Here is a 19751-nt window from a genome sequence, read left to right as displayed (position 1 = left end):
ACGCTCAGGCACGGGGCGGTTGAGCGTCGAATCGCTGGCCGTTGTGACCGTGGCTGTCCGGCCCCATCAGCCACAGGTAGGTCGGCATGATCTCCGCTGCACTGCGCAGGGTGTCGGGGTCTTCGCCCGGATAGGCATTGGCGCGCATCTTGGTGCGCGTGGCGCCAGGGTTGAGGCTGTTGACGCGAATCGTGCCCAGGTGCTCCAGCTCGTCGGCCAGCACCTCGACGAAGCCTTCAGTGGCGAACTTCGAAACGGCGTAGGCCCCCCAGAAGGCACGCCCCTTGCGACCGACGCTTGAGCTGGTAAAGACCACCGAGGCATCGCGGGACGACTTGAGCAGCGGCAGCAGCGCCTGGGTCATCCAGATCGGCCCGTTGATGTTGACCTGCATGACCTGCTCCCACAGCTCCGGGTTGTACTGCTCGAAGGGAGTGATGCGCCCCAGCAGCCCGGCGTTGTGCAGCAGGCCATCGAGACGACCGAATTCCTTGTCCAGGGTTTCGGCCATGTCGTGGTAGTCCTTGAGCGTGGCCCCTTCCAGGTTGAGCGGGAAGATGGCGGGCTGCGGCCCGCCGAATGCCTCGATCTCGTCGTAGACTTTTTCCAGCTTGGCGATGGTGCGTCCCAGCAGCACCACGGTAGCACCGTGGCGCGCAAAGCTCAGTGCCGCTTCGCGGCCGATGCCGTCGCCTGCCCCTGTCACCAGGATGATCCGATCTTCAAGCAGATGGCTCGGCGCTTGATAGTCGATCTTGCAGCTCATGTCGGCTCCTTAAGTAGCCAGTCCTACAGGGACTGACGTAAAAAGTCGTTGGCCAGCCCCGCCGCGCTGCTGTCGGGATGGTTCTCCCGCACACGCTCCAGCAGGGCTCGACTCTCCTGCAGGTTGCCCTGGCGCGCCTTGATCAAGCCAAGCTTGTAGAGCGCATCCGGCACCTTGCTGCTTTGCGGATAGTCATCGATCACCCGCCGAAATGCCGTTTCCGCCTCGTCCAGGTTGCCTTCCGCGGAGTGCAGCTCACCGAGCCAGTAGTGACCGTTGGGGGTGAGATTGTTGTCGGGATGCTGCTGCACGAAGCGCTCGAATGCGGTGATGGCCTCGCCGAACTGGCGGCTCTGCACCTTGGCGAAGGCCGCTTGGTATTCGGCCTGCGCCCCGGCGCTGGCGCCGCTGGGCGACGGCGTTTCGCGCACCTGGCGCGCCGCCTCCTGATCCACCTCCGGGCGGGTCTCGATACCGGCGCTGCCGGCCATGAGCCGCTCGTCGAGGTCCATGTATTGCTGGCGCGTCTGGTTGCGCAGCTGCTCGAGCTGATGGCGTAACTCTTCGATCTGCCCACGCAGCTGCTGGATTTCGCGCTGGTGCTCCTGAACCTGGTTGAAGATCACCAGGCTGCCGCCGGCCTCCTCGCGCACTTCTGCCTGATCCAGAAAAGTGCGGGGCTGCGGGCTGCGGTCCTCGATCACCGGTCGCTGCTGGGCTACGGCTAGGCTCATTACGGACAGCGGGAGCACCAGGGCTCCCGCGCCGCACAGCCTTTTCAGACTGTGTCTCATGTAACACTCCATAGGCGCAGCTTCGCGCCCGTTCCAATCAGTAGGCGAACACCACGCGACGATTCTGCGAGTAGGCCGCTTCGTTGTTGCCGCTTACGGCCGGGCGCTCTTCGCCATAGCTGACGACTTCGAGCTGCGAGGGCGACACGCCCTGCACTTCGAGGAAACGCTTCACCGAATTGGCACGACGCTCGCCGAGCGCCATGTTGTATTCACGCGTGCCACGCTCGTCGGTATGGCCCTGCAGCACGACGCGAGCGCCGCTGGAACGCAGGTAGCGAGCATGCGATACCAGCACCGATTCGAACTCGGGACGAATGTTGTCACGATCAAAATCGAAGTAGATCACGCGCACATCAGGGATACGGCCATCGGCCTGCTGGCCGGCACGGTCACCGCTGATGCCCGTACCACCGACCTGACCGGAGCCGGCTACGCCAGAGCCAGCGACACCACTTCCGGTACCGGTACGGGTGCCATCCATGGACCCGTCACGGGACCCTCCGGTGCTGGAACAGCCGGCCACGAGAGCCAGAGACAAAGCGACTGCCAGGCTCCTGGCATAGGACTTGAATTGCATCGTCAAACTCCTTGGAGGAATCGAATGACACCGATCATCGAGCTTTAGTTCAGAAACGGTGACCATGCGGGTTCACGCACGTCACCCTGTGCCGATGGCAGCCGATAGGACGAACGTCCATCTGCCGACACGGCCCCCAACACCCCGCTGCTACCTTGCCGGGTGGCGAAGATTACCATGGTCCCGTTGGGCGCAACACTAGGCGATTCATCCCAACGTGAGTCACTGAGTACGACCAGTCGGCCCGAGCCGAGATCCTGCCGAGCCACTTGGTAACCATTGCTGCTGCGGTGCACCAGATAGATCGATTGGCCATCCGGCGCAAAGCGGCCGCGGGCATTGTAGTTACCGGTAAAGGTCAGGCGTTCGGTCTGGCCGTTGGCCAGATGGTAGCGATACAGCTGCGGCCCACCGCTGCGATCCGAGGTGAACAGCAGGCTGCGGCCATCGGGCGCCCAGGCCGGCTCGGTATCGATGCTGGAGCTGTTGGTGATGCGCTCGACATTGCGCGATGCCACATCCATCAAATAGATCTCTGGCTGGCCGTCCTTGGACAGCGACATCGCCAGGCGGCGCCCATCGGGCGACCAGGACGGCGCCCCGTTGAGGCCCTCGAACGAGGTGGCACGGATGCGCTGTCCGGTGGCGAGTTCCTGGATGTAGATGGCCGGCCGCTCGGTCTCGAACGACACATAGGCCAGCTTGCGGCCATCGGGAGACCAGGCCGGTGACAGGATCGGCTCGCGTGAGTTGAGCACTTGCTGGCTGTTGTGGCCATCGGCATCGGCCACGTAGAGCGCAAACTGCATCTGGTCACCTACCCCCTGGGCGGTGACATAGGCGATACGCGTCGAGAAGGCACCGCGAATGCCGGTGATCGCCTCGAAGATCTGATCGCTGACATAGTGGGCACCGCCGCGCAGCTCGTTGCGCCCAGCCGTGACGCTCTCGCCGAGCATGCGTCGCTCGCCGCTCACGTCCATCAGCTCATAGCGGATACGGAAGCCATCGCCCTCACGGCTGACGCGCCCGACCACCAGATAGCGCACATCCAGCGCCCGCCACTGGCCATAGCGCACCTCGTCGCTCTGGCTCGGCCGGTCGTACATGGCGTTGCGCGACAATGGGTCGAAGTAGCCGCTGCGCTGGAGGTTATCGCTCACGATCCGGGCGATGTCCTCCGGGACGTCACCGTCGGCGGCAAAGGGCACCACCGCGATGGGCGTCGCCCGGTCGCTGCCGCGGGTGATCTCGATGGTGAGGTTGGCCTGGGCTAGCGTGCTGAACATCAGCAGCACGACGCTTAGCCAGGCGGTCATCAGGGCTTTCATCAGCGTACATCTCCCGGTCTGAATCGCAGATTGAATTGACGGAAGTCTCGTTGTGCCGTTGCCGGCAGTTGCCGCAGTTCTGCAAAGGGTGCTGCCGCTTCGACCGCCTGTATCGCCGAACGATCGAAACTGCTGTCACCACTGCTTTGACTAATGGTAGCGCCAAACAACTCACCCGACGGGCCAAGCTGAACCTGTACCGTGGCGTCCAGATTGCTGCCAGCGCCCGGCGGGATTACCCATGCCTGCTCCACGGCACGTCGCACAATGTTGATGAAACTGTTGGCAGCCTCCTGAGCCTGGCGCGCATTGGCCACGGCATCGGACTCACCCTCGATGGCGCGATCGAGCCCTTGGCTGGCGGCTTCGGCGGCCCGGCGTGCCTGGGCCTCGGCTTCACGCTGACGCTGAGCTTCCGCCTCGGCCTCGCGACGGCGCTGCTCTTCAGCCTCGCGCTGGCGTTGGGCTTCCGCTTCGGCTTCCCGACGGCGTTGCTCCTCGGCCTCGCGCTGGCGTTGGGCTTCCGCTTCGGCTTCCCGACGGCGCTGCTCCTCGGCCTCGCGCTGGCGTTGGGCTTCCGCCTCGGCCTCGCGACGGCGCTGCTCCTCGGCCTCACGCTGACGTTGGGCTTCCGCCTCACGGCGCGCCTGCTCTTCAGCTTCACGCTGGCGTTGGGCTTCCGCCTCGCGCTGACGCTGCGCCTCGGCTTCCTGCTGGCGCCGAGCTTCTTCCTCGCGCTGCTGGGCCTGACGCTGCCGCTCGGCTTCGGCCGCCTGTTCTTGCTGTCGCTGCCGTTCGGCCTCCTGCTCCTGGCGCAGTTGCGCCTGGCGCTCGGCCTCATCGGCACGGCGCTGGGCATCGGCCTCGGCCGCTTCGCGCTCGGCCTGAAGGCGTCGCGCGTCTTCTTCGCGGGCCGCTTGCTGCTCGGCCGCCTGGCGTTCAGCCTCGGCACGCGCCTCGGCCTCGGCCTCCGCCTGCCGGGCCGCCTCTTCCGCCTGCTGCGCCTCTTCGGTGGCCTGGCGCGCCTGGGCACGCGCACGCGCCTCTTCCGCACGCTGCGCCTGGTTGGTGGTGGTCTCGGTGCTGACCAGGGTGGCCTGCACGATCGAGCTCGACTCAGGCGCGTCAGGCTCACGCTGGGGCAGCGTGATGATGCTGAGTATCACCACCAGCAGATGCAGACCGATGGAGAAAACCGCCGGCAGGCCGTAGCCAACCTCTGTCTCCTGCTGCAAGGGCGCACGTCGCTCCTTCCGAGCCATCGCCTCTCCTCGTTTCTCAGTCACGCGCCGGCGGCTCGGAGATCAGGCCGACATTGGTCACGCCAGCCACCTGGAGAGTGCTCATCAGCGTCACGACCTCGCCATAGGGCACGAAGCGGTCTCCGCGCACCATGACCGGCGTGCCGGGCTGACGATCGAGCAGGATGATCACGCGGTCACCCAGCTCCTCGAGGTCCACGGCCATCTCGTCACCGCCGATGGAGAGGTAGTAGCCTCCTTCGCGGTCCACGGAAACGATGATCGGGTCGCGATCCTCCTGGCTCTCGATGGGCTCGGAGGTGACCTGAGGCAGTTCCACCTGCACCCCCTGCGTAAGCATGGGCGCAGTAATCATGAAGATGACCAGCAGAACCAGCATGACGTCGATGAAGGGCACGACGTTGATCTCGCCCATCGGCTTGCGCTGGCTACCTCTATTGAAGGGTCCGTGCATCGTACGCCTCCTCAGGCCGATCCTGCGTCGCCACGACCCTGCAGATTGCGATGCAGGATGGAGTGGAACTCCTCAGCGAAGTCCTCGTACTTGCCAAGCAGGCGCCCCGACTCCGACGACAGCTTGTTGTAGAAAATGACCGCCGGGATGGCGGCAAACAGCCCCATGGCGGTAGCGATCAGGGCTTCGGCGATCCAGGGGGCGACGGTTGCCAGGGTGGCCTGCTGGGTCATGGAGAGCGACTGGAAGGAGCCCATGATGCCCCAGACGGTGCCGAACAGGCCGATATAGGGACTGGCCGAGGCCACCGTGGCCAGGAACACCAGGTGCAGCGTCAGGCGTTCCTCTTCGCGCGACCAGGCCACGCGCATGCTGCGCTGCACGCCGTCGAGGATGGCGTCGGGGCTCTTGGTCTTGGGCATCAGCCGGTTGAACTCGCGAAAGCCCGCGCGGAATACATGCTCGGCACCCTGGGTTTCCTGCTCGGAGGGGGTCTCCCGATAGAGCTCGTTGAGGTCGACGCCCGACCAGAACCGTTCCTCGAAGGCCTGGTGCGCCGCGCGTGCGCGCCGCATCGCCAGGGTGCGCTGAAAGATCACGATCCAGGAGAGGATCGAGCCGACCACCAGGAGCAGCATGACCAGCTGCACCACGGTGCTGGCGCTCATGATCAGATAGGGAATGGACATGGTGTCGTTCACGGGCATCCTCGTCGACTAGCAGTTAACCGTTGAGTACCGCGGCAAGGGCCGGCGGCCAGGGGGTAGGCTTGAGGCGGCTGGCATCCAGGCAGGCGATGTCGACCTTCGCTTCGCACAGGGGTTCCCCGTGGCGCTGCACCGCTTGCGTAAAGCGCAAGCGGCAGCGGCCCTGCGATTCGACGGCGGCCGTGACCACCAGTTCATCATCCAGGCGCGCCGGCTTGGCGTAGCGACACTCCAGACGATGCACGACCAGTTGAATGCCTGCCTCAAGCAGGTCGCGTTGCGTGAAACCCTGGTGGCGCAACCACTCGCTGCGGGCGCGCTCCATGAATTTCAGGTAATTGACGTAATAGACGATGCCACCGGCATCGGTATCCTCGATATAGACCCGCAGCGGAAGTTGGAACGGCGTCACGGACGCACCTCGCCCGCGGCGTCGACGGCCGTTTCGTGGGGGGCCAGGCCGAAGTGCAGCCAGGCCTGACGCGTCACCACGCGGCCTCGCGCCGTGCGCATCATCAGTCCCTGCTGGATCAGGTAGGGCTCGATGACGTCTTCGATGGTGTCACGCTCCTCCCCGATGGCGGCCGCCAGCGAGTCAACGCCCACCGGCCCGCCGTCGAACTTCTCGATCATGGCCAGCAGCAGGCGCCGGTCCATGTGGTCGAGGCCATGATGGTCGACGTGCAACATGTTGAGCGCCTGATCGGCCACCTCGGCATCGACGCGTCCATCGGCGCGCACCTGGGCGAAGTCGCGGACTCGGCGCAGCAGTCGATTGGCAATTCGCGGCGTGCCGCGCGAGCGCCTCGCCACTTCCTGCGCCCCCTCGCGATCCGCTTCGACGCCGAGCAACCGCGCCGAGCGCTCGACGATTTCGGTGAGCTCGTCGATGGTGTAGAACTCCAACCGCTGCACGATGCCGAAGCGGTCGCGCAGTGGCGAGGTGAGCAGCCCCGCACGGGTGGTGGCGCCCACCAGCGTGAAGCGCGGCAGGTCGAGCTTGATCGAGCGCGCCGCCGGCCCCTCACCGATGACGATGTCGAGCTGGTAGTCCTCCATCGCGGGATAGAGAATCTCCTCCACCACCGGCGACAGCCGATGGATCTCGTCGATGAACAGCACGTCGCCGGGCTGGAGGTTGGTAAGCATGGCGGCCAGGTCACCGGCACGCTCGAGCACCGGGCCGGAGGTGGACTTCAGCCCCACGCCCATCTCGGCCGCGATGATGTTGGCCAGCGTGGTCTTGCCCAGCCCCGGGGGGCCGAACACCAGGGTATGATCGAGGCTTTCGTCGCGCCCGCGAGCCGCATCGATGAAGATGCCCAGTTGCTCACGGACTCGTGCCTGGCCAATGTACTCGGCCAGGCGCTTGGGGCGAATGGCATGGTCGACACGCCCTTCCCCGGCCCGCTCCTCGGCGGCTATCAGTCGATCATTGTCCAGCATGGCCACCACCTGCAGTCATGTTCGCCACTTCCCCTCACCCGCCTCACTGCCCGGTTCCTTCGCGTGCCCGAGCATGCCGTATCAACCGGCCAGGCGCCGCGTCAGCGCCGCCTTGATCATGGCCTCGGTGGAGAGCCCCTCGTCCAGCCCCGATAGCATGCGGGCCGCCTCGGCTGGCTTGTACCCAAGGCTGACCAGGGCGGCCTCGGCGTCGGCCAGCGGATGGCTTGGCGATGCCGGCAGCCCGGTGCCGGCCTTATCGGCGAACAGGCCCGAGCCGCCCGGATGCTCCCAGTGGGGAAAGCGGTCGCGCATCTCGACGATCAACCGCTCTGCGGTCTTCTTGCCGACCCCCGGCAGCCGCGTCAGGGCCTTGATGTCGTCCTCCATGACACAGCGAATGAAGGCGTCTTCCTCCATGCCGGAAAGAATGGCCAGCGCCAGTTTGGGCCCGACACCGTTGACGCGAATCAGTGCCCGGAATAGCGCACGCTCCTGATCGCGGGCGAAGCCGTAGAGCAGGTGCGCATCCTCGCGGACCGTCAGATGGGTGAACAGCGACACCGGCTCACCGACGGCGGGTAGTGCCACCAGGGTCGTCATCGAGGCTTCGAGCTCATAGCCGACACCGGCCACATCGACCACCAGCCAGGGCGGTTGCTTGTCGAGCAGAGTGCCACGCAGGCGTCCGATCATGGGGCTCCCACTATGTATTCGTCGTTGAGAGGCAGCCCGGCTATCATGGCGCCACCCGGGCCCAGGGCCTCTTTGGCGCCACTATACTGGTCGCCCAAGCGCCTTACCAGCCCACCGTAAACGGTGTTCGAAAATATTTTCGCCGCTCGCCAGACGCACGCTTCAAGGCTGAAAATCGCGCCAGGAGCCCCCGCGCCGGCGGCTGCGATGGCCGCCGAAACTGCCCTGCTGGACCAGCCCCAGGCGGGCGTAGGCATGGGTCAGCGCAATGGCCAGGGCATCGGCCGCATCCGCTTGGGGAACGCCGCTGAGCCCCAGGATCGACACGACCATGTGCTGCACCTGGGCCTTGGTCGCCGCTCCGCTGCCGGTTACCGCCTGCTTGATCTGGCGCGGTCCGTACTCCTCTACCGGCAGGCCATGGTTGGCGGCGCAGACGATGGCCGCGCCGCGCGCCTGTCCCAACTTGAGCGCAGAATCGGGATTCTTCGACATGAATACCTGCTCGATGGCCAGCTCGCCCGGGCGATGCACGGCAATCAGCTCTGACAGCCCGGCGTAGATGCGTGCCAAACGCTGCGGAAGCTCGACGTCATGCAGTCGAATGCAGCCACTGGCGACGTAGCGCGGCGTCGGCATGGTCACGTCCAGCACGCCATAGCCGGTGATGCGGGACCCGGGGTCGATGCCCAGAATCAGCATGGCAGGCAGTCGGCGGTGCGGGCTCTGCTCGAGCGGGCTGGTGGCGGCATTAGCAGATGCTGCAGCGTTTGGAACATGAAGGCTCCTGCACACACACCACCGGCGCCTTGCAGGCGCCGGTGAAGGAACAGTAAGACGGCAACGGGTTCAGCGCCGATGCATTACTCGCTCTCGCCCGCCTTGGCCTTCTGGCGCAGACGAATGTTGAGTTCGCGCAGCTGGTCGCCGCTTACCTCACCCGGTGCGTCGGTCATCGGACAGGCGGCGCTCTGGGTCTTGGGGAAGGCGATCACTTCGCGAATGGTGCGAGCACCGGCCATCAGCATGACCAGGCGGTCGAGGCCGAAGGCCAGACCACCATGAGGCGGCGCGCCATAGTGCAGGGCGTCGAGCAGGAAGCCGAACTTTTCGCGGGCCTCCTCTTCGCCGATGCCGAGAATCTCGAACACGGTGCTCTGCATCTGCTGGTCGTGGATACGGATCGAACCGCCGCCTAGCTCGGTGCCGTTCAGCACCATGTCATAGGCCCGCGAGAGTGCCGCGGCCGGGTTGGACTTGAGCGCCTCGGGGCTGCACGAGGGCGAGGTAAACGGGTGGTGCAGAGGGCTGAGCCGGCCGGCGTCGTCGGCTTCGAACATCGGGAAGTCGACCACCCACAGCGGCGCCCAGGCGCGGGTATAGAGGTTGAGGTCCTCGCCCAGCTTGACCCGCAGCGCTCCCAGCGCCTCGTTGACCACGCGCGCCTTGTCCGCACCGAAGAAGACGATGTCGCCATCTTCGGCGCCGACGCGGTCGAGCAGCTCCTCGATCACGTTCTCCATGAACTTGACGATCGGTGACTGCAGCCCCTCGATGCCCTTGGCACGCTCGTTGACCTTGATCCACGCCAGCCCCTTGGCACCGTAGATGCCGACGAACTTGGTGTAGTCGTCGATCACCTTGCGCGACATGCTGGCACCACCCGGCACCTTGAGCGCTGCCACGCGTCCGTCTTCGGCGCTGGCCGGGCCGGAGAAGACTTGGAAGTCGACCTGCTTCATCAGGTCGTCGACGTCGACCAGCATTAGCGGGATACGCAGGTCCGGCTTGTCGGAGCCATAGCGGTCCATGGCCTCGGCCCAGGTCATGCGCGGGAAGGCAGGCAGTTCGACGTCGAGCACGTCCTGGAACAGTTCACGGATCATCGTCTCGGCGATGCCCATGATGTCGTCCTCCTCGATAAAGGAGGCCTCGATGTCGATCTGGGTGAATTCCGGCTGGCGGTCGGCGCGCAGGTCCTCGTCGCGGAAGCACTTGGCGATCTGGTAGTAGCGATCGAAGCCGGCTACCATCAACAGCTGCTTGAACAGCTGCGGCGACTGCGGCAGGGCGAAGAAGCTGCCCGGATGGGTGCGGCTGGGCACCAGGTAGTCGCGCGCGCCCTCGGGGGTGGCGCGGGTCAGGATCGGCGTCTCGATATCGAGGAAGCCCTGCCCCTCGAGGAAGGCCCGCACATGGTGGGAAATGCGCGAGCGTAAACGCAGTTTCTCGATCATCTCGGGACGGCGAAGGTCAATGTAACGGTGCTTGAGGCGCACCTCTTCGCCGACCTTGCCATGCTCGTCGAGCTGGAACGGCGGCGTGGCCGCGCTGTTCAGCACTTCGACGTCCTTGGCCAGCACCTCGATCATGCCGGTGGGCATCTTGGGGTTCTGGGTGCCTTCGGGACGCAGCCGCACGCGGCCTGAGATACGCAGCACGTACTCGCTGCGAGCACGGTCGGCAGTGGCGAAAGCCTCGGCGGTATCGGGGTCGACCACCACCTGAGCGATGCCGTCGCGGTCGCGCATGTCGAGGAAGATCACACCCCCGTGGTCACGGCGGCGATGAACCCAGCCGCACAGGGTGACCGTCTGGTCCACCAGGGTCTCGTTGAGCTGGCCGCAATAATGGCTGCGCATGTCGTATCCTGTTTACGTTAAGCGTTGTCGATGGGGTTGTCGGGAGCGAGCACGGTCAGGCCGCCGCACCTTCCTTCGCCGGTGCCTTGCTGTCGCCGCCACCGCCCGATGAGTCGCCGGCCAGGTTCTTCTTGCTGCCGGACTTGAAGTCGGTCTCGTACCAGCCGCCGCCGGCCAGACGGAAGCCCGCGGCGGACACCAGTCGGCCGAGCGCAGGGGCTTCACAGGCGGGGCAATCGGTCAGGGGAGCGGCACTGAGCTTCTGGAGCTTCTCCAGACGATGGCCGCAGGCCTTGCACTGGTATTCATAGATGGGCATGGTTCAATTCACTCCTGATTCGACAGCGCGCAACCAACGGCGATATAGGGTCAAGCGGCGCGCTTTCCAAGCCTGCCGTGAAAGCCGGCTAGTATAACTCGCCTGACAGGGCCTGTCCCGGCCTTGCCCAGGTCAACCAACACAAGGAATCCAGCATGAAAGCCGTGTTACTCGACGCCGCCAGCCTGGGCCCTGACATCGATCTCGTCGCACTGCGTGAACAGGTCGATACGCTAGACGTGCACGCGACCAGCACCACCGAGCAAAGCCGCGAACGCTTGGCCGGGGCCGAAGTCGCCATCGTCAACAAGGTAGTACTCGATGCGGCCACGCTGGAAGCACTGCCCGAGCTCAAGCTGATCTGCGTGCTTGCCACCGGCACCAACAACATCGATATGGCCACCGCCAATCGGCTCGGCATCGCGGTGCGTAACGTCACGGCCTACGGCACGGCCAGCGTGGCCCAGCACAGCCTGATGCTGGTCCTGGCGCTGGCCAATCGGCTGCCGCTCTATCAGCGTGACGTGGCGGCCGGGCGCTGGAATGAAAGCCCTTTCTTCTGCCTGATGGAGCACGGCACTCTGCAGCTGGAGGGCAAGCGCCTGGTCATCGTCGGCCAGGGCGAGCTTGGCCGGCGCGTCGCCGCCCTGGCCGAGGCCTTCGGCATGCAGGTGACCTTCGCCGCTCGGCCCGGTAACGAAGCCAACGACAGCCGTCCGGGGCTCGCCGCACTGGCACCTGAAGCTGACGTCATCTCTCTGCACTGCCCCCTCACCGAGGCCACACGCCACCTGGTCGATGCCGCCCTGCTCGCCTCGCTCAAGCCAGGTGCCCTGCTGGTCAACTGCGCCCGGGGCGGCATCATTGACGAAGAGGCGGCGCTGGCGGCGCTGCGTGCCGGGCGCCTGGGAGGCCTCGGTGTGGACGTGCTGCCGGTGGAACCGCCTCGTGACGGCCACCCGCTGCTCGATGCCCTGAGCGAACCGCTCAATTTGATCGTCACCCCGCACAACGCCTGGATCACCCCGGAAGCCCGTCAGCGGATCGTGATGTTGACAGGCGAGAACCTGCGCCAATGGAAGGCCGAACAGAACGGAGCCTGACCATGCTGCACAACCTGGGCTCGATCAACCTCGACCACATCTATCGGGTACCTCACCTGGTGCACCCCGGCGAGACGCTGGCCAGCCATGGCTACCGGGTCGGTCTCGGTGGCAAAGGGGCCAACCAGTCGCTGGCCATGGCCCTAGCCGGCGGCCAGGTCTGTCACTGGGGGCGGCTGGGGCGGCACGACGCTTGGGCCCGCGATCGCCTGGCCCGCGACGGGGTTGACGTCAACCACGTCGAGCTGGTCGACGAGCCCAGCGGGCACGCCATCATTCAGGTCGACGACCAAGGCGAGAACGCCATCCTGCTGTACCCCGGGGCCAACCACGGCTTTACCCGCCGCCACCATGTGGCACTATGTCAGGCAGCTCGCCCCGGTGACTGGCTGCTGGTGCAGAACGAGTGCAACGCCCTGCCCGAGCTGCTCGATGGCGCGCACCGCCACGGCCTCGCCATCGCCTTCAATCCCGCCCCCATGACCGATAGGGTGCTGACGCTGCCGCTGGAAACCTGCCGCCTGCTGTTCGTCAACCGAGGCGAAGCCGCCTGGTTGACCGGGCTGCCGGAGTCGAGCGACGCCCAGGCACTGCTTTACGGACTGCACCAACGCCTGCCGGAAACAGCCACGGTGCTGACGCTGGGCCATGAAGGGGCCTGGTACCAGGCAGGCGATGAGCGCCATTTCCAGCCTGCCCTGCCGGTCGAGGCGATCGACACCACCGGCGCCGGCGATACCTTCATCGGTTATTTCCTGGCGGCGCTACAGGAACAGCGCCGCATTCCTGAGTGCCTAATGCTGGCCGCCCATGCTGCCGCTCTCGGCGTGCAGCAACCCGGTGCCGCCGACAGCATTCCTTCGCGCGACGAGGTCGAGCGATATCTCACCGGTTCACAGAGCGCCTGACACCCACAAGGAGGCCACGTGTCACATCCGATCATCTTCGATACCGACCCTGGCGTCGACGACGCCCAGGCCATCGCCATCGCCCTACGCCACCCCGACATCGAGCTGCTGGGGCTGACCACTACCTACGGCAATGTCGACGTCGAGACCGCCACGCATAATGCGCTGCTGCTGTGCGAGCTGGCCGGTCGCGGCGATGTTCCCGTGGCCCAGGGTGCCGCGGGCCCCATGGTCAAGCCACGCCACCCGGCGCCGGCACACATCCACGGTGCCAACGGCCTGGGTGACATCGAATTGCCTGAAATGAAGGGAAAGAAGGATTCGCGCAGCGCCGCCCAGTTCATCGTCGACACCGTCAATGGCCGGCCAGGCGAGGTGATGCTGGTATCCGTGGGGCCAGTGGGCAACCTGGCCGCCGCCCTGCAGCTCGATCCCCAGCTCACCGAGAAGGTCAAGGGCGTGGTGGTCATGGGGGGCTCGATTCGCGAGGGCGGGAACGTCACGCCGGTGGCCGAGGCCAACATGTTCAACGACCCCCACGCCGCCCAGCGGGTGCTCACCGCCGGCTGGCCGCTGACCCTAGTGGGGCTCGACGTGACCCATCGCTGCGTGCTGACGCCGGCCCACATGCAGCGCATCGAGGCGGGTCAGGGTGAGCTGGGCAGAGTGCTGGCCGGCAGCTATGCGTTCTACCGCGACTTCTACCGCGAATTCCTCGGTATCGACGGCTGTTGCCCCCACGACAGCTGCGCGCTGGCGTGGCTGCTGCGCCCGGAGCTGTTCACCTCCGCCCCGGGGCATTTGGCGGTCGTTACCGAAGGGGCTGCCGAAGGTCAGACCATCTTCGCCCCGGAGGGCCGTGGCTTCATTCAGCCCCGCTGGTCGCAGACTCCCCTGGCGGAAGTCTGTCTCGAAGTGGACGGCGAGGCAGTCGTGGAATGGATCGCCGATACGTTGGGTTAAGGCGTTACAAGCAGACGAAACTGTCCGGTTCGCGGTGCTCGATCGCCTCGAGCTCGACATGCGTCACCCTGGCGTTCGGCGGACCTTGCCACAACCAGCTGGCGACCTGGTTGACCGCCTCGCCATTGCCGCACAGCAGCACCTCGACCTGCCCGTCGGGGAGATTCTTGGCGTAGCCGGTCAGGCCGTGCTGGAGCGCCTGCTCCTGCACGGCGCGGCGATACCAAACCCCCTGCACCTTGCCGGCCACCCGGGCCTTTACACAGCATCGGCTCATCTCGATTCACTCCCGGTCGGTTCTTCGATCACCAGTTCTTGCCGAACGAGAACCGCACTGTTGCGCGGTATCACCCGACGTCCTCTCGCCAGCATGTGACTGCGCGTAAACGCCGCCCCGAACAGCAGGATCAGCGAACTGTAATAGACCCACAGCAGGCATATAACCTAATATTCATAACTACCCATAAAGACCCGTACAAGCCAACCAATCCGTTGTTTTTGTTATAATTGGTGGCCTGTTGCTACCCATGGCCACCCATACAAGCCCGCGCCGTAATGTATGGCCTGGTGTATGGTGTAGACTGAAAAAGCACCCTCAACCTATCGCCATACAAGAACGCCCATGAAACGCAGCGCTATCAAGCGTCGGCCCCTGGCCGATACCGTGCTCTCCAAGCTGGAGCCGGAAGAGAAGGAGTACCGCGAATCTTATGGGGTCGACCGATTGTACTTCGTGGTCGCCCCGTCAGGAAGGAAGCGGTGGGAAGTCAGGTTCAAGAAGCCGGCGACGGGGCGCTGGGCCTGGATGGGCATCGGCACCTATCCCGACGTCACCGCCAAGGCCGCCCGAGCCGCCGCCCAGGACATCGCCGACAAGGTGGCCGACGGCATCGACCCTGTGCAAAAGCGGCGCGAGGAACGCACCGGAGAGGGGCGCATGGGGCCCTTTAGCATTACGGCGAAGGCATGGCTGAAGCATCGCGTCGAAGACGGGGTGTTCGGCCCGGACACCGAGTATCAGGCGCGCACCGCGCTGGAAAACGACATCATCCCCGTGCTGGGCAGCATTCCGATATCGAAGGTGGCGCGCGCCGACTGCGCCAAGGTGCAGAGACGCATTGAGGCGCGCGGCGCCCTGAGCCGTGCCAAGAAGTGTCGCATCTGGCTGCGCGACATCTTCGATTACGCCCATTCTCTCGATCGCTGCGATACCAACCCGGCAACAAGCCTTCATGTTTCGTCGAAGGCGCCCGGGCCATCAAAGCCGTTCCCCTTCCTTCGTGAGGAGGAGCTCCCAGACTTCCTGCGCAAGCTTCGCCATACGTCCAGCGGGCCGCTGGTGGCCGCCGCCTCGTGGATCACCCTCTATCTATCGACGCGACCTGGCATGGTGCGCTGGATGTACTGGCCGGAGATAGATTTGAAGGAGGCGCTATGGCATATACCCGCCGAGAAAATGAAGTCGCGGCGCGACTACGTGACGCCTCTGCCTCGCCAAGTAGTCGAGCTGCTGAAGGAGGTGCGCCCCCTGGCCGGAGAGGATGGCCAGGTTTTCCCCAACAGGAACTATCGAAAGAATCGAAAGCTGGCAAACGGCCGAACCAACAAAGTGCTTGCAGTCGGGAGCATCAACAAGTGCCTGTCGACTATGGGATATGGAGGCCGCATGACAGGGCACGGATCTCGCCATACGGCGAAGACGTTGCTGACCGAGCACGGCTGGCCGCGTGACTGGAGCGAGATGCAGTTGGCTCACTCTCTGCCAGGCACTGAGGACACTTACAACCAGGCGCGCCTGCTGAAGTGGCGGCGCGTCATGATGCAGTGGTATGCCGACTACCTTGACGCCCTCGAGGCTGGCATCAGCGAAGAGAAGGTCGAGTGGTTCGACGCCCAGGTGCTGCTGCCTGGCGGCCAGCGCTTCACCGAGCCGGAGCCGGTCTAGCCGCCGCCTACCGCTTGAACCTCACGCTGCCCAGTACCTTCCGCTTGAGGTTCTCGGCGTTGGCGTGATCGGCGTGGGCGATCCACGAGCGGATGCGCTGCTGGATGGTGAAGAGGTCGGTTTTGCCGCGCTGGTACTGCCAGCGCATCGCCTTGAGGTTGCGCTTGATGCGACGCACCGAATCGCGCCTCAGCAGCCGCTTGTGGGCCCAGATGCGGTAGCCGAGGAAGTTCACGCCGCGGCTTGCCGGCAGCACCGAGGCCTTGCTGAACCGCATGCCCATCGAGGCGAGTTTGTCGTCGAACTGGTCGCGGATCGTCAGCGCCTCCTGCTTGGTGCGCACGAGCACCACCATGTCATCCATGTAACGCGCGTAGCGCTTCAGGCGGAGTTCGCGCTTGGCCCACTGGTCGATGCGGTTGCCGACCAGGTTGGCGATCCACTGGCTGAGCAGGTTGCCGACCGGAATGCCCACCGGGTCAGGATCGGCCGGATCGGCGGTGCTGTCGATGATGGCGTCGATCAGCTGCAGCGTTGCCGGGCAGCTGATCTTGTCACGCACCACCGCCTTGGCCAGGTCGTGGCGGATGCTGGCGAAATACTTGCTGACGTCCATCTTCACGACCCAGACGGGGCCGGTGGCGGTCATGCCGCGCAGCCACTGCTCGACACGAGCGGCGCCGGTGTGAGTGCCCTTGCCCGGCCGGCAGGCGTAGGAGTCGTCGATCATGGCGCCGTCCCAGATCGGGCCGCACAGGCTGCAAATGGCGTGCTGCACGACGCGGTCGCGATAGGGTGCGGCCAGGATCTCCCTCCGTTTCGGCTCATAGACCAGAAAGCTGCGGTACCGGCCGGGCTGGTAGCTGCCCCACAGCATCTCCATCTGCAACGCGCCCAGCTCCTCCCACAGATTGGCCTCGAAGGTGGCCACCTCATGCCGATCCCGCTTGCCGCGCCTCGCCAAGCGGTGCGCTTCCTGCAAGTTGTCCCAGTCCACTATCGCCTCGATCAGGCGCTTATGCCGCTTCCCCACGCTGCCTCCATTCGGGTGTTTGAAATGCGACCGGGCGGGGCTTTCGCTCTCGCTACTCGCGCCGCCCGGTCTGTCGTATTCGGCCCGCATGGCGGGACCAGGATGGTATGGCTGACCCCCTATCAGGGAATCCAGGTGACGGCGAGGCCATCGCCGCCCTCTCTGTTAACTGGTGGTCACAGACACCGCGCAGCCCCGTATTGCTATTCACATTCCAGGGATTGTTGTTCGCGTTCGCACAACGCGACCCACACCGGACGCCGTTGTCCCATTGACCGCCGGCGATCCACATACGCCAGTGGCGAAGCCCATACCACCCTTCAACGCCGCTACTGCAGCCGTTTACGCCAGGCGCCGATCATGGCGCCGATCTCCCGGAGCTGCTGCGCCGCCTCTCCCACGCGCGCCGGCCTGACCAGCTTGCGCTCGGCGCCGTGGCGCAGCAGGGAATGGATGAATCGCAGCTGCTCCTCGATGCGGTAGATCTTGCTTTTCTGGCCGCTGGCAACCGCCTCGATGATCCGAGCCACCAGGTCCCACAGCGCGTCTTCGAGCCGCGCCGCATAGCGGTACCGCTGATGCTTGGGCACCTTGTCGATGGTCGGCGCCAAGTCAATGATCAGCTTCTCGGCCTTATTGAGTAGGACAAGGCCCCGCTGCCGCGGGGCACCTTCAGGGCTCATGGTCATAGGGAGTCACAGACACCGCGCAGCCCCGTACCGCCATTCACAAGCCAGGGATTGTAGTTCGCGTGCGCACAACGCGACCCACACCGGACGCCGTGGCCCCATCGACCGCCGGCGAGCCACATACGCCAGTGGCGATGATAGATCTCGCCACGGTTATGGCCGCTGTCCTTGCCGTTCTCGACGATGGTGCGGTCATAGCTGTAATCGTTGCTCGAGGTGGAGCCCACGTCGTAGTGGTCCCGCAGCATCTCCCAGACGTTGCCCGCGGCATCGACGACACCGGCGCAGCTCACGGCCTTGGCGACGGTACCGGTAGCGGTGCGCCCGCTGTTGCTGGTGGCGCTCCATGCCGTGTCGTTGTTGCCGTCATTGCCCTGCGGGGCGCCGTCGGCGTAGACGTAGAACTGAGCCAGCGTCGGCACGTATTTGCCGGCATTGGCGAGCAAGCGCGGATAGTCGAGATAGCGCGAGTAACCTTCGGTGCCGGTTAGCGGCGTGGCGTTGTAGCGCGACAGCGGCACGGTCTCGGGCCAGGGTGCGCCATCCTCGGACGCCAGGTAGATATCCACCCACCAGCCGGGCATGAACTCCACCATCCCCGACGGATCGCACTTGGGCCGATGCTTCAGGTCCCAGACGCTGGTTGGCATGACGATCACGGACGGATCGTAAGCAGCGTTGTAGCGCTCGGCCAGCGGCCGCCAGCGGCCGAAGTGGAAGCCGCCGATGCGGCGCGACTCATCCGGGCCGTACCCATCTGGCACCGTGATGTTGCGGCTCGCCACCAGGTGGGCGCGCCCGTTGGCCTGCTGCACGGCATACAGGTAGACGTCATCGCCCAGCGCCAGATTGTCGAGACTGCCGTCCTGATTGGCCGGGGCGGTCGGGTCCCAGTCGATGCGCGGCTGCAGGATAAACCCCTTGCCGTTGCCGCCGATGTTCAGGATGCCCTCGGGCACGTCCAGGCGCACCTCGTCAGCCGTGCGGATCTTGCCCATCAGCTTGAATTCGCCGGCCGCCTGGCCCGGTACCGCCAGAATGCTGTCCGCCATGATTACTTGTCCTCCAATTGCGCCAGTGCCGCCTCAACTTCCTCGACCTCGAACCCCAGGCGGACCAGCCGGGAGCATCCGGTCTCGACCAGCCGGTACTGGGTCCGGATCGCCTCGCCGCTGGCCTCGTCCTCGTCGGTCATTACGCGATACTCGGGCTCCTCGCCGTCCGGCGCCTCACCTTCGGCCAGCACGCGATCCACCTCGTAGGCAACGCGGCCATCCAACAGCGCCTGCCAATGCCGGCGCAGGTCGGCCACTTCGTAGGGGCGCAGCTCGCCGGCCAGCGCCGCCTCCTGCAGCAGCATGAAATCAGCCCGCGTCTTGAGCTGGTTGCGCGGAATCCCTCTCATGTCATCACTCCTCGGTCATGTCCTCGATACACAGCACGCCATCCACCACCACCACCCGATAGGGCGTGCCGGTTTGTCGGTCTACTGGGTCGATGCGCTCGTCAGTGTGCTGCTTGGCTGCGGCCTCGGCCTGCCCTGCGGCAGTGTCCGAATAAGCCTTCGAAGCCAAGGCCTTTTCAGGGTCTTCTTCCTCGAGCAGCTCGCCGACGCGCTGGTCGGTGTACTCGTGCACGTAGCTCTGCGAGGCCATCACCACCGTCGGGTCGACGACGATCTCCACAAGCTCGGCATTGCTCCACTCGCTGATAGCGCGAATCTTCAGGTCCTGAGCAGCGCCATCGGTGAGCAAGGGTTTGTAGGTCGGCGGGTAGCGTCCGATCACGATCAGGTCGCCATCGATGTCCTTGAGGCCGACCTCTCGGATCATCCAGCCGCCGTCGTCAGCCGGCACAACACCCTCGGCAATGACCCAGTGAGGGTTGTTGTCATCCACCTTGAGCAGGTTGATGGGGTCGTCCCAGACCTCGTCTACCAGCGCCGTCAGCGCCTCCAGCTCTTCGCGCCCATAGGTGTCGTAGTAGTTGTCTCCACCGCCGGTGCCGGCGTGGATCGTTGCCAGGCGCACCGGATCACCGCCCGCTTGAGCAGCAGCCAGCTTCGCCCGCCCGATATCCGTCAAGATCGTGTAGTACTCGGCCATTGCCTCCA

23 protein-coding genes are annotated in these 19751 nt (G+C 65.2%); 4 read left to right on the top strand and 19 right to left on the bottom strand.

Annotated features, from left to right (window positions below):
* Positions 1-4 precede the first annotated feature (4 nt).
* From ACT7B3_RS08985 to ACT7B3_RS08925, 13 genes are all read right to left on the bottom strand, one after another.
* Positions 5-766 carry a YciK family oxidoreductase gene (locus ACT7B3_RS08985; protein WP_445157681.1) on the bottom strand — a complete coding sequence of 254 codons (762 nt, stop codon included), beginning with the start codon at positions 764-766 and terminating at the stop codon, positions 5-7.
* 23 nt (positions 767-789) lie between these two features.
* The gene (gene ybgF, locus ACT7B3_RS08980; protein ID WP_445157680.1) at positions 790-1560 is read right to left on the bottom strand and encodes a tol-pal system protein YbgF; all 771 of its coding nucleotides are present in this window, start codon (positions 1558-1560) and stop codon (positions 790-792) included.
* A 37-nt stretch (positions 1561-1597) separates the two neighbouring features.
* Positions 1598-2140 carry a peptidoglycan-associated lipoprotein Pal gene (gene pal / locus ACT7B3_RS08975; RefSeq protein ID WP_444677726.1) on the bottom strand — a complete coding sequence of 181 codons (543 nt, stop codon included), beginning with the start codon at positions 2138-2140 and terminating at the stop codon, positions 1598-1600.
* A gap of 44 nt (positions 2141-2184) precedes the next feature.
* Positions 2185-3471: a Tol-Pal system beta propeller repeat protein TolB gene (gene tolB / locus ACT7B3_RS08970; protein ID WP_445157679.1), complete on the bottom strand. Its 1287-nt coding sequence runs from the start codon at positions 3469-3471 to the stop codon at positions 2185-2187.
* On the bottom strand, positions 3471-4733 hold the full coding sequence (tolA, locus tag ACT7B3_RS08965) for a cell envelope integrity protein TolA (RefSeq protein ID WP_445157678.1): 1263 nt from the start codon (positions 4731-4733) through the stop codon (positions 3471-3473). The genes tolB and tolA overlap by 1 nt, the downstream gene beginning before the upstream one ends.
* A gap of 16 nt (positions 4734-4749) precedes the next feature.
* Positions 4750-5187 (bottom strand): protein TolR, encoded by a 438-nt coding sequence (gene tolR / locus ACT7B3_RS08960; protein ID WP_444677728.1) that lies wholly within the window; start codon positions 5185-5187, stop codon positions 4750-4752.
* A gap of 11 nt (positions 5188-5198) precedes the next feature.
* Positions 5199-5888 (bottom strand): protein TolQ, encoded by a 690-nt coding sequence (tolQ, locus tag ACT7B3_RS08955; protein WP_445157677.1) that lies wholly within the window; start codon positions 5886-5888, stop codon positions 5199-5201.
* A gap of 22 nt (positions 5889-5910) precedes the next feature.
* Positions 5911-6306 (bottom strand): tol-pal system-associated acyl-CoA thioesterase, encoded by a 396-nt coding sequence (ybgC, locus tag ACT7B3_RS08950; protein WP_444677729.1) that lies wholly within the window; start codon positions 6304-6306, stop codon positions 5911-5913.
* Positions 6303-7340 carry a Holliday junction branch migration DNA helicase RuvB gene (gene ruvB, locus ACT7B3_RS08945; RefSeq protein ID WP_445157676.1) on the bottom strand — a complete coding sequence of 346 codons (1038 nt, stop codon included), beginning with the start codon at positions 7338-7340 and terminating at the stop codon, positions 6303-6305. The genes ybgC and ruvB overlap by 4 nt, the downstream gene beginning before the upstream one ends.
* 81 nt (positions 7341-7421) lie before the next feature.
* A complete protein-coding gene (gene ruvA, locus ACT7B3_RS08940; RefSeq protein WP_444677730.1) occupies positions 7422-8036 on the bottom strand; it encodes a Holliday junction branch migration protein RuvA in 615 nt (204 codons plus the stop codon).
* A 162-nt stretch (positions 8037-8198) separates the two neighbouring features.
* Complete coding sequence (ruvC, locus tag ACT7B3_RS08935) at positions 8199-8738, bottom strand: crossover junction endodeoxyribonuclease RuvC (protein ID WP_445157675.1); 540 nt, start codon at positions 8736-8738, stop codon at positions 8199-8201.
* Between the two features lie 161 nt (positions 8739-8899).
* Entirely contained in the window at positions 8900-10678 is a 1779-nt protein-coding gene (aspS, locus tag ACT7B3_RS08930; RefSeq protein ID WP_444677731.1) for an aspartate--tRNA ligase, read from the bottom strand.
* A 55-nt stretch (positions 10679-10733) separates the two neighbouring features.
* Positions 10734-10997: an FmdB family zinc ribbon protein gene (locus ACT7B3_RS08925; RefSeq protein ID WP_445157674.1), complete on the bottom strand. Its 264-nt coding sequence runs from the start codon at positions 10995-10997 to the stop codon at positions 10734-10736.
* A 155-nt stretch (positions 10998-11152) separates the two neighbouring features.
* On the opposite strand from ACT7B3_RS08925, the gene ACT7B3_RS08920 reads away from it, so the two are divergent.
* Genes ACT7B3_RS08920 through ACT7B3_RS08910 form a run of 3 tightly spaced genes read left to right on the top strand, consistent with a single transcriptional unit; the run spans position 11153 to position 13971 of the window.
* Entirely contained in the window at positions 11153-12100 is a 948-nt protein-coding gene (locus ACT7B3_RS08920) for an NAD(P)-dependent oxidoreductase (protein ID WP_445157673.1), read from the top strand.
* A gap of 2 nt (positions 12101-12102) precedes the next feature.
* Complete coding sequence (locus ACT7B3_RS08915) at positions 12103-13008, top strand: ribokinase (RefSeq protein ID WP_445157672.1); 906 nt, start codon at positions 12103-12105, stop codon at positions 13006-13008.
* A gap of 18 nt (positions 13009-13026) precedes the next feature.
* A complete protein-coding gene (locus tag ACT7B3_RS08910; RefSeq protein WP_445157671.1) occupies positions 13027-13971 on the top strand; it encodes a nucleoside hydrolase in 945 nt (314 codons plus the stop codon).
* A 4-nt stretch (positions 13972-13975) separates the two neighbouring features.
* Here the strand turns inward: ACT7B3_RS08910 and yccX are convergent, their stop codons facing one another.
* Positions 13976-14248 (bottom strand): acylphosphatase, encoded by a 273-nt coding sequence (gene yccX, locus ACT7B3_RS08905; protein ID WP_444677734.1) that lies wholly within the window; start codon positions 14246-14248, stop codon positions 13976-13978.
* A 387-nt stretch (positions 14249-14635) separates the two neighbouring features.
* Here yccX and ACT7B3_RS08900 point away from each other — a divergent pair, with 387 nt between their 5' ends.
* Positions 14636-15916, top strand: coding sequence for a tyrosine-type recombinase/integrase (locus ACT7B3_RS08900; protein WP_445157670.1), 1281 nt, complete (start codon positions 14636-14638; stop codon positions 15914-15916).
* Positions 15917-15923: 7 nt separating this feature from the next.
* Here ACT7B3_RS08900 and ACT7B3_RS08895 read toward each other — a convergent pair whose 3' ends face one another.
* From ACT7B3_RS08895 to ACT7B3_RS08875, 5 genes are all read right to left on the bottom strand, one after another.
* Positions 15924-16949, bottom strand: coding sequence for a reverse transcriptase domain-containing protein (locus ACT7B3_RS08895; RefSeq protein WP_445157669.1), 1026 nt, complete (start codon positions 16947-16949; stop codon positions 15924-15926).
* A gap of 329 nt (positions 16950-17278) precedes the next feature.
* Positions 17279-17632: a diversity-generating retroelement protein Avd gene (gene avd, locus ACT7B3_RS08890; RefSeq protein WP_245522962.1), complete on the bottom strand. Its 354-nt coding sequence runs from the start codon at positions 17630-17632 to the stop codon at positions 17279-17281.
* 2 nt (positions 17633-17634) lie between these two features.
* Positions 17635-18690: a phage major tropism determinant gene (locus ACT7B3_RS08885; protein ID WP_445157668.1), complete on the bottom strand. Its 1056-nt coding sequence runs from the start codon at positions 18688-18690 to the stop codon at positions 17635-17637.
* A gap of 2 nt (positions 18691-18692) precedes the next feature.
* Positions 18693-19043, bottom strand: a complete 351-nt coding sequence (locus ACT7B3_RS08880) for a hypothetical protein (RefSeq protein WP_445157667.1) — start codon at positions 19041-19043, stop codon at positions 18693-18695.
* Between the two features lie 4 nt (positions 19044-19047).
* Complete coding sequence (locus ACT7B3_RS08875) at positions 19048-19743, bottom strand: phage tail protein (RefSeq protein ID WP_445157666.1); 696 nt, start codon at positions 19741-19743, stop codon at positions 19048-19050.
* Positions 19744-19751 lie beyond the last annotated feature (8 nt).

Source organism: Halomonas sp. E14 (assembly GCF_052568415.1).
The sequence above is the reverse complement of the archived record's forward strand: the minus strand, read 5'-3'. Positions and strand labels throughout refer to the sequence as shown.